This window comes from Pseudomonas sp. P4_C1 (assembly GCF_056402155.1).
On sequence record NZ_JBFUHY010000018.1, the window covers coordinates 77,291 to 83,385 of the forward strand.

7 protein-coding genes and 1 tRNA gene are annotated in these 6,095 nt (G+C 58.2%); 1 reads left to right on the top strand and 7 read right to left on the bottom strand.

All coding sequences use genetic code 11. From position 1 onward, the window contains the following. Window positions 1–4: 4 nt before the first annotated feature. From AC1DU9_RS13915 to AC1DU9_RS13940, 6 genes are all read right to left on the bottom strand, one after another. Window positions 5–1,348, bottom strand: a complete 1,344-nt coding sequence (locus tag AC1DU9_RS13915) for a TadE/TadG family type IV pilus assembly protein (RefSeq protein ID WP_477810334.1) — start codon at window positions 1,346–1,348, stop codon at window positions 5–7. Window positions 1,349–1,423: 75 nt separating this feature from the next. Beyond that, on the bottom strand, window positions 1,424–2,233 hold the full coding sequence (gene cpaB, locus AC1DU9_RS13920; protein ID WP_477810335.1) for a Flp pilus assembly protein CpaB: 810 nt from the start codon (window positions 2,231–2,233) through the stop codon (window positions 1,424–1,426). Between the two features lie 15 nt (window positions 2,234–2,248). After that, window positions 2,249–3,577, bottom strand: a complete 1,329-nt coding sequence (locus AC1DU9_RS13925; protein WP_477810336.1) for an ATP-binding protein — start codon at window positions 3,575–3,577, stop codon at window positions 2,249–2,251. A 2-nt stretch (window positions 3,578–3,579) separates the two neighbouring features. Next, window positions 3,580–4,110, bottom strand: a complete 531-nt coding sequence (locus AC1DU9_RS13930; protein ID WP_477810337.1) for an A24 family peptidase — start codon at window positions 4,108–4,110, stop codon at window positions 3,580–3,582. Between the two features lie 30 nt (window positions 4,111–4,140). Further along, window positions 4,141–4,332 carry a Flp family type IVb pilin gene (locus tag AC1DU9_RS13935; protein ID WP_477810338.1) on the bottom strand — a complete coding sequence of 64 codons (192 nt, stop codon included), beginning with the start codon at window positions 4,330–4,332 and terminating at the stop codon, window positions 4,141–4,143. Between the two features lie 156 nt (window positions 4,333–4,488). After that, complete coding sequence (locus AC1DU9_RS13940) at window positions 4,489–4,680, bottom strand: Flp family type IVb pilin (protein WP_477810339.1); 192 nt, start codon at window positions 4,678–4,680, stop codon at window positions 4,489–4,491. A 410-nt stretch (window positions 4,681–5,090) separates the two neighbouring features. On the opposite strand from AC1DU9_RS13940, the gene AC1DU9_RS13945 reads away from it, so the two are divergent. Further along, complete coding sequence (locus tag AC1DU9_RS13945) at window positions 5,091–5,960, top strand: AraC family transcriptional regulator (RefSeq protein ID WP_477810340.1); 870 nt, start codon at window positions 5,091–5,093, stop codon at window positions 5,958–5,960. A gap of 58 nt (window positions 5,961–6,018) precedes the next feature. Here AC1DU9_RS13945 and AC1DU9_RS13950 read toward each other — a convergent pair. Continuing rightward, window positions 6,019–6,094, bottom strand: a tRNA-Gly gene (locus tag AC1DU9_RS13950). Between the last annotated feature and the right edge of the window lies 1 nt (window position 6,095).

The window sequence follows — 6,095 nt, forward strand, 5'->3', positions numbered from 1 at the left end:
CCTCCTACGAGTCAGTGCTCGGAGTGCCGCTGCCGTTGAGATAGGTTTTATAGAGCTGAATGATCTGCGGGCCGGAATCGGTTGACGGCGAGGGGCCGGCCACGTTGTCGCCTTCGCACGTCTTCACGAACTGGCCGAAGATCTGCGAGTCCGTGCCGCCGCCATCCATGGGCTGTACCACGAAATAGCAACCAAAACCGAGGACGGGGACCGAGGTTGAACCGCCCTGTTTGCCGGTACAGTCGCCCACCACGACTTTCAGCATCCGGCGCTCGAACACCCCATTGCCCTGACAACCACTCCCCCCCGCCACACACGCGGCAACGCTCGCACGCCAGTCGTTGTAGTCCAGTATCGAGTTGCTGCCCGCGGTGAGATTGCCGTTGTTCGAGGTGACGGCTTGCCCCTGGTACTTCGTTTGTGGAGGGTTGACTGAGTCGTCGTAAGTGATCGCAGGGGTGCTGGACGTCGTCACCAGATCCGGCGGATAGGCCGAGGCACTGACCTGCCCCTGATAGATGCCGAAGCGCGTATTCAGGCCTTGAGAGGTAGGGCCGACCTTGTTGCCAGGCGCGGTCTGGACATCTTGCCCCACATTGCGACAGACCTTGCCACCTCCGGCCAGATCCTCCTTGACCTGACTGCCACCCGAGCCAAAATCGATCAACTGAAAGTTGCCTGGACCAATGGGCGACGAATTGCCGGAAGCTGTCTTCAATACCTGCAAATCACCAAACTGGAAGCCCCAGAACATGCCAGCAGCCGGGTTGTTTTTAGTCGAGTCGCCACAGACCATCAAAGGTGCGAGATCGCAGGGGCTGGTGGGGCTGGGGCCTGCAGTGGCAATTGCCGCCACCGCTTTGGCTCCCAGGCCACCAGAGCCGAATACCTGGGCGAAGTTCCAGAAAAATCCCGTCAGGCTATAGCTCGGTACCGATACCCGAACATACTTGGCATCCGCCGGCCCGGGATAGGAGAACGGGCCATAGACACTGCTTGCCAGTTCCACCACCGCGAACGTGCCTGCATTGCCGCCGACAGCCGTGGCCAATTCGTTGTTGCCCGTGGCATTGGCATTCTGTGTCAGCGTATTGAGCGCAGCGGTACGCGTCGCACTGGCACTGTTGATGCCACCCGCCACCTGGCTCAGGGTCTTGGCGCCACTCAGGGCGGCGGCGTCCACGGCATTCTGCAGGCGCGTTTTGTTCAGCATCATATGCCCGCCATCCAAAGCCAGCGCCGCCATCATGGCCATCGCCGCCAACGCGATCACCATCATTACACTCACCGATCCTTCCTGGCGCCTTGGCGTCGAAGTGAACGGCCGCTGAATACGAAGATTCATCATCAAGCCCTCGATTGCCGATACCGATCCGGATCGGCTCCGCCAATGCCGCGGTGCCCAGGCACCTGTTGCGCCCGGTCAGCGAATTTTGACTACATTGGCCTCGATCCCGCGGATAATGGTGACGGCTCTGCCACCCTCTCCATTACCACGCGGCACTACGCGCTTTGGCTCTGTGGCGGTAGCCACCGCCATGGCCGGTGCGGCAGACGCAACGGCCGCGGTTTTCTTCTCGAGGTTCAGTGGGTTACGCAGCGCCAGTTGCAACTTGCCTTCCGTCTGCGCCGTGACCAGGGTTTCCGCTTCAGCCGCCGACATCTCCAGCGTCACGGCACGCACCACGACCGGTTGGGTCTTGTCGGTACCCGCGGTCTGATCTACCGCCAACACCCGCAAGTTCTCGAGGATGGTCCTGGAGGAGGCGCTGTTACTGCCGGCATTGGTGGTTTTGGTCGCCAGTACATCGACCCGGTTACCCGGCAACAGGAATCCGCCGACGCCGACCACATCGTCCACCCGTACCGATATGGCGCGTTTGTCCGGGGCAATCAAAGAGGCCAGGGTGCTGCCCCCCAGGTGCTCGCTCAGACGCGCACCGCGCACGATGTCGCCCCGCAGAATGTCGAACGTGGCGATCTTGCCCACGGCTTTTTCGCTGGCATCGAAGGCATCGTCCGGGATCGTATCCATGGGCATGCGTACGGTCGTGAGCTGCTGGGCCTCGACCATCTGCCCGAATGGAATCTCTACCGTGGCGACCACCACGCTTCGCAGGTGGTCATCCGGGCTGGCATTGAGCCGCGCGCTCAACCAGGAGTCGGCCATCCATGCAGCCCCAAGGCCCATGGCCAGGGAAACGCCTATCAGGGTCAGCGTACGAGAGCTCATGTCAGTATCTCCGTATCAAAGAAAGTCGAGCTGGACAAAGTAGTTGTGCCAGGCCCATTCCAACTCTTTCGGTGACAGTGGTCCGGAACCGCCGATATAACGCTGGCGATCGAGTGCCATGTTCAGGAGATCTCGGGGATGGCAGGGCACCAGGGGCATGCCTTCACTTGCATAAAGCCTTTGCAGCGCATAACGCACCAGCAGCGGGTCATAGGAAATGCCCAGACGCTCGCTTTCCATACGCCAGATCTTTTCGTACTGCTCGGGCTTCAGGTAACCAAACTGCAGCTTGTAGCCAATCCGGCGCAGGAAGGCCTCATCGGCCAGTTCCAGGGGATTGAGGTTGGTGGAAAACACCAGAATCAGATCGAACGGCAGCTCACAATGCCGTCCGCCGCCCAGGTTGAGGAAATCGCGTTTCTCTTCCATCGGGACGATCCAGCGATTGAACAGCTCGGCGGGGGCCATGCGCTGGCGCCCCATGTCGTCGATGATGAACAGGCCATTGCTGGCCTTGAGCTGCAAGGCGGCCTGGTATTGACGGGTGAAGGGGTCATAGCGAACGTCCAGCTGTTCCATGCTCAACTCACCGCCCGTGATGACGATCGGGCGTTTGCAGCGCAGCAGTCGACGGTCGATTCCTTCGTTGAGCATCAGGTTGTTCTGTTGAGCATTTTCATCGAGCCGCTGATGCACCTGCGGGTCATAGATCTCGATCACCGACTCGTTGATGACGATGGCATGAGGGACCCAGATGGCCTCGGCGAACAGACGGATCAGCCGACTGCTGACATAGGTCTTGCCGGTCCCCGCGGGGCCATAAATCATGATCGCGCGCCCGGAGTTCATCGCCACACCCAACTGATCGAGCATCTCCTCCGTGAGCACTACACCAGCCAGGGCATTGCGCATATCGTTGGCGTTGATGCGACCATGGTGAATGGTCTGCAATTTGATCAGGGACCGGTAGGTACTCACCGGGAAGGGTGCCGCACCGATATAGCCACTGCGCGACAGGGCATCGCGGGCGACACTGCGACCCCGTTCGGTCAGGCCATAACGCAACATCTGCCCGCCCGTTTGACTCGCCTGTCCAAGTACTTCGACACGGCCATCCTTGCGCAGAAACGCCAGGACCTCTTCAAGTACCGCGCCGGTCAGCGCCAGGCGCTCCACCAGTCGTGACATGTCCAGCACACCAGCATCAAACAAATGCTTGCACACCAACTCGCCGAGAAAACTGTCGGTCAGGCCGGTTTCACGGATAGTGCAGGGCTGAGGAGCCAGGCGTTGCACCGCGCTCCGATCGCTGGAGTAGGCATCACTTTCGACGATGACGTGCATGACTAACCTCCGAATCCACCGGCGTTAAGTTGCCAGTAGATGCTGTTCAACGTCCCCAGCAGGATCGCTACCGTGTAAGGAAAGGGCTTACCGGCTACCTCGCCCGGGTTCGGCGCCATATAGGCCCGCGCCAAAAACATCAACCGATAGCGCCCCAGGGTTTGCAACAATTGACCGCGCACCAGAACGATCAGGAAACCGCACAGCCCTCCCCATATCAGACTGAAGAACACAGCCCACAAGGCGTAATGGGGGGGTAGAAAACTGCCAACCATGGCCATCAGCTTGACGTCACCGGCCGCCATGCCCCCCAGGGCATACATGGGCAGGAACAGCGCAAAACCGATCAGGAGGCCCAGCAGGCCATCCCCCATCCCACTGATCCCACCTGAATAGGTCTGGCCGGCCAACCCCAAGGTCAGACCTACCAGAATCAGCAAGTTAGGAATGCGGTGGCGACGCAGGTCGCTCACCACCGCCAGGCCCAGCAGTCCTATCAGCACAACAGTCGCTACCAGCTGTTCCATGGACATCATGCATCTCCCTACCAAGAGTTATCGTTATCAGCAAGTACCAGGAACAATGGCATTACACAGCCCCCTGATCCTTGTATCCACGGCTCCTCCAAGAAGAGTGAACGCCGTGACAGCAGCTGCCGTAATCAACCCTCCCGCTACCGCGTATTCCACAATGGTCAAGCCATCCTCGTCTTTGACGAACTTCAGCACGGAAGCCTTGATTATTTGCCTAAACATTTTGATCACCTCACTTTGACGACTCCGTCCAGAATGAACATCGGCAGAAACAGCGCGAAACCGACCAGAATGCCGAGTCGCCCTAGGAGCAAAGCAGTACCAGCCTGCTGCTCCCTGAACGTCGCAGCCTCTCTCTACCGTGGTGAGTTATCGTTATCAGCACGGAGCAGCACTAATGGCAGTACACAGCGCCCGGACCCTGGTATTCACGGCGCCTCCAAGAAGAGTGAACGCCGCGACAACAAGTGCCGTAATCAGCCCACCGGCCACCGCGTATTCCACAATGGTCAGGCCATCTTCGTCTTTGACGAATTTCACTACCGAAGCCTTGATTGTTTGCATGATCATTTTGCCCACCTCACTCGAATGTTGTTTTTTCTGAGGCAGTACTTTCTGCGCTGCCTGATGTAACCCTAGTCAGGGGCAAGGCATGGGCGTTAGTAAGATTTTGCACATCGCTAGGACTTTTTTGCGGGGTGGCCAAATACGGGTCATTGGCCTTTGCAGAAGTCATGGGAGGGGTAAACAAGGCGTGGCAAAGCAATGGCGATTATCAATAATTCACAAGCGACAAACGGTTCAACCCGGGCTCGTCGAAAACACACCAACAAACACTCGCCCGAGGCTGCCTTCCAGGCAACCTATATAGCGAAAGCAACTAAAAATCGTCTTTCCTATCAGGATTAAATCTGCAAAGTGATGGCACCTTGGCAATACTCCTTAGCTAAGAGAGTCACCAAGAACCCCAGAGTAGAGACATGACGTCCAATTTGACCAAAAGGCCATCGCTCCTGTGGTTCGATCTGACTCATGATCGGTCCACGAAGGAACTCGTCGCGCAGTTCGAGAGTACCTGCGACTGCAATCTGGCGAAAAACTCCGTGTTGCCTATCGGGGAACACGCGGACATGATCTGCATCCATTTTGATCGCCCCGACACGCAAGGCTTGCGGCTGTTGCTGGAGATCAAACGCACCACCCCCACCATCCCGATCACCATGTTCACCGTGCAGCACTCGGAGGAACTGGCTGTATGGGCCATGCGCTCCAGCGTCTGGGAATACATGGTGCTCCCGCTCTCGACCACCGAGAGGAATCGTTACCTGTCGGCAGTGGTGCAGCTCTGCGAGCTGCGTCGAAATACCAACGGCCGGGGCAAGTCATCACAAATCGACCACTCCCCGACCCTGCCGGAAAGCATCCGCCTGACCTCGGGACACCAAAAGCACCAGGCGCTGAGCAATGTCATGCTGTACATCGAACAGCACTTTCGTGACAGCATCGATCAGAGGGAATTGGCGCAGCGCTGCGGCATGACGACATTTCGCTTCAGCCGCCTGTTCAAGGAAGCCAATGGGCTTGGCTTCACGGATTACATCCTGGACAAGCGCATGAACTTCGCCAAGGATCTGCTCGACAACAGCCAGATGCCTATTACCAGCATCGGCTATGAGGCCGGCTTCAAGGATCCTTCCTACTTCGCCCGTGCCTTCAAGCAGTTCGCCAACTGCACACCCAGCGAATACCGCCTGGCACACCAAATCAAAGCGGCTGCCGCTGCGCAACCGGTGCAGGATGACAAAACCATTGAAGCGCTCGAAAGCCTGGTACAGAGCCTCAGCGGTTGATCCGGTTTTTTACGCGCACACAAAAACGCCGCTCGATGAGCGGCGTTTTCGTTAAATATGGAGCGGGAAACGAGACTCGAACTCGCGACCCCGACCTTGGCAAGGTCGTGCTCTACCAACTGAGCTATTCCCGCA

What these genes read in the sequence shown, in the direction of transcription:
- AC1DU9_RS13945 (WP_477810340.1), top strand. Translation starts at nt 5,091, where the DNA reads ATGACGTCCAATTTGACCAAAAGGCCATCGCTCCTGTGGTTCGATCTG.
- AC1DU9_RS13915 (WP_477810334.1), bottom strand. Translation starts at nt 1,348, where the DNA reads ATGATGAATCTTCGTATTCAGCGGCCGTTCACTTCGACGCCAAGGCGC.
- cpaB (WP_477810335.1), bottom strand. Translation starts at nt 2,233, where the DNA reads ATGAGCTCTCGTACGCTGACCCTGATAGGCGTTTCCCTGGCCATGGGC.
- AC1DU9_RS13935 (WP_477810338.1), bottom strand. Translation starts at nt 4,332, where the DNA reads ATGTTTAGGCAAATAATCAAGGCTTCCGTGCTGAAGTTCGTCAAAGAC.
- AC1DU9_RS13940 (WP_477810339.1), bottom strand. Translation starts at nt 4,680, where the DNA reads ATGATCATGCAAACAATCAAGGCTTCGGTAGTGAAATTCGTCAAAGAC.
- AC1DU9_RS13930 (WP_477810337.1), bottom strand. Translation starts at nt 4,110, where the DNA reads ATGTCCATGGAACAGCTGGTAGCGACTGTTGTGCTGATAGGACTGCTG.
- AC1DU9_RS13925 (WP_477810336.1), bottom strand. Translation starts at nt 3,577, where the DNA reads ATGCACGTCATCGTCGAAAGTGATGCCTACTCCAGCGATCGGAGCGCG.